This is a genomic window from Alcanivorax sp. HI0044 (assembly GCF_001634945.1).
Genome location: NZ_LWEZ01000608.1, coordinates 1 through 952, shown reverse-complemented (window position 1 = coordinate 952; position 952 = coordinate 1). Strand labels below are relative to the sequence as shown.

Genomic DNA, 952 nt, shown 5'->3' with positions numbered 1-952 from the left:
CGAGATTGGCGACAAGACCCAGCTGGCCACTATCGCCCTGGCCGTTCAGTTCAAGGACCAGTTCTGGCCGGTACTGAGTGGCTCCACCCTGGGCATGGTGGCCGCCAACCTGCCGGTGATCTGGCTGGCGCACCAGTTCGGCAGCAAACAATTCGAGACCTGGGCCCACCGCATCAGCGCGGCGCTGTTTGTCGGTTTCGGGGTCTGGGCGCTGGTGTAGGAACAACTGACGCCTGACGCCTGACGCCTGACGCCTGACGCCTGACGCCTGACGCCTGACGCCAAAAAGCGTATGCTCACGCGCTATCCCTGCAACCCTGGTCGCGCTGCAGGGCGTCAACGTCTGGCGTCCGGCATCTGGCCTCTAGCGGAACTCATTCATGGCCCTCACCGCCACCATTTACAAAGCCGAGCTCACCGTCTCCGATATGGACCGGGATTATTACGCCACCCATAACCTGACGGTGGCGTTGCACCCTTCAGAAACCGAATCGCGAATGATGTTGCGGCTGCTGGCCTTTGCCCTGAATGCCCATGAAGATCTGACGTTCTCGCGGGGCCTGTCCAATCCGGAAGAACCGGACCTGTGGCAACGGCACCCCAACGACACCCTGGCACACTGGATCGAACTGGGCATGCCCGACGAGAAGCGGCTACGCAAAGCCTGCGGCCTGGCCGGGCACGTGACCATTTACTGTTACGGCCCACGCGCTCCACAAGTGTGGTGGGACAGCATGAAGAACAAGGTTCGCCGCTTCGACAACCTGACCATTGTCCATGTGGACGCGGACAGCGAAGCAGCACTGGCCACCTGTGCCCAGCGGGCCATGCAGTTGCAGGCCATGATCCAGGACGGGCAAGTCTGGTTGGGCACCACCGACAATAACGTGGAGGTTGCCCTGGAAACCTGGTACCCAAACAACGCCCACTGATGGGTACTCTTTGTTTCCAC

2 protein-coding genes are annotated in these 952 nt (G+C 61.2%); both read left to right on the top strand.

The features are described 5' to 3' along the window. Positions 1 to 220: TMEM165/GDT1 family protein (locus tag A3730_RS07335; protein ID WP_197477351.1), on the top strand; the 220-nt coding region annotated here is incomplete at its 5' end. Between the two features lie 160 nt (positions 221 to 380). Continuing rightward, the gene (locus A3730_RS07330; RefSeq protein ID WP_063520210.1) at positions 381 to 932 is read left to right on the top strand and encodes a YaeQ family protein; all 552 of its coding nucleotides are present in this window, start codon (positions 381 to 383) and stop codon (positions 930 to 932) included. Positions 933 to 952: the final 20 nt, after the last annotated feature.

Bases quoted from the DNA above. Each gene is read 5' to 3' on its own strand.
- A3730_RS07330 (WP_063520210.1), top strand. From the start codon at position 381: ATGGCCCTCACCGCCACCATTTACAAAGCCGAGCTCACCGTCTCCGAT.